Origin of the sequence: Collinsella aerofaciens (genome assembly GCF_005845035.1) — a bacterium.
Taxonomy (GTDB): domain Bacteria; phylum Actinomycetota; class Coriobacteriia; order Coriobacteriales; family Coriobacteriaceae; genus Collinsella; species Collinsella aerofaciens_I.
In genome coordinates this window covers 1-1281 of sequence record NZ_SPFO01000048.1, presented here as the reverse complement: position 1 = coordinate 1281, position 1281 = coordinate 1, and the positions used below count along the sequence as shown (strand labels likewise).

General features: G+C 57.4%; 1 protein-coding gene. It reads left to right on the top strand.

The annotated features are described in order from the left end of the window. Nucleotides 1-258 precede the first annotated feature (258 nt). Nucleotides 259-1197 carry an AEC family transporter gene (locus tag FGQ67_RS09990; RefSeq protein ID WP_138341799.1) on the top strand — a complete coding sequence of 313 codons (939 nt, stop codon included), beginning with the start codon at nt 259-261 and terminating at the stop codon, nt 1195-1197. Nucleotides 1198-1281 lie beyond the last annotated feature (84 nt).

The window sequence follows — 1281 nt, the reverse complement described above, 5'->3', positions numbered from 1 at the left end:
TGGGCTTCGCGAACTTCTCAGAGGAAGGCACCCGCCCGGAGGCGGCCCTCTCGACCGTTTCGATCTGCGGGGCTGAAAATTTTTAATGCAACGGTGACTTTGCTGATGCTGCCCTGGAGGCTGCGCATCTTTCTTTGGTCAGCTAGGATTGCATTGCCGGGGCCGGGGTGCCTGCTTTGTTTTGAGAAGTTCGCGGAGCCCACTTCTCAAAACAAAGCAGGCACCCCGGCCCTCGTGGAATAGCTAAGAGGGGGATGGATGAGCTTTACGAGCGTGGCGTTGCAGATGGTGACGGTTTCTTTGCCGATCCTGTTGGGTTGGTGTATCTCCAAGCTGGGGTTTATGAAGGCAGAGTTTGAGCGCGAGCTTTCGCGTTTGCTGCTGCAGGTGGCGTTGCCGTGCTTGGTGCTTTCGTCGGCGTTGGGTGACGATGTGCAGTTGCCGAGCGTTGCCGATACGTTTTCGCTTATGGGCTTGTCCGTCGCCATGTATGCGGTGGCGATTGTTATTGCGTTTACCGTTACCGCTGCCCTTCGTGTGCCCAAGGGAACAGAGTGCTCGTATCGCTTTGCGGTGATTTTCGGTAATGCCGGGTTTATCGGCTTTCCGGTTATTTCGGCGGTATTGGGAAAACAGGCGCTGTTGTACGCTTCGATTGCGCTCATTCCCCTTAACATATTTATGTTCACCGTCGGCGTCATGCTCTTTAGTGGCGTACAAGGTGGCCTTAAGAAGCAGCTGCGAAATCTTGCCGCTTGTTGCAAAAACCCTGGCCTTATTGCGAGTGTTGTCGTGCTCATTGTCGTTTTGACCGGATGGACCGATTGGGGCGTCGTGGGCGATTCGATTTCCATCGTGGGTACCATGACCACCCCGGCGGCGCTGCTGCTCATGGGGTCGTCCATCGCCAAGTATCGTCCGCTCGACATGCTCACCAACTGGCGTGCCTATGTCGCCGTGGCGTTTCGCCTGGTTATCGTCCCGGTGGCGTGCCTTGCCGTGGCCCGCGTGTGGCCGGGCATGACGCCCATGTTCATTACGACACTCGTGCTCGAGATGGCAATGCCGGTAGGCAGCAACGGCACGCTGTACTGTCTTCAATACGGTAAGGACGCACGCCCCATGATGCAATGCACCTTCCTGTCGATCATCTGCTCCATTTTGACGATCCCGCTAGTAACAATGCTGTGCGGATAGGCATCCGGGACGGTCTCGCGCTGGGCCCTGCTCCGGGCGGGTTGCCTTGCTCCGGGAAGTGGGCTTCGCGAACTTCCCGGAGCA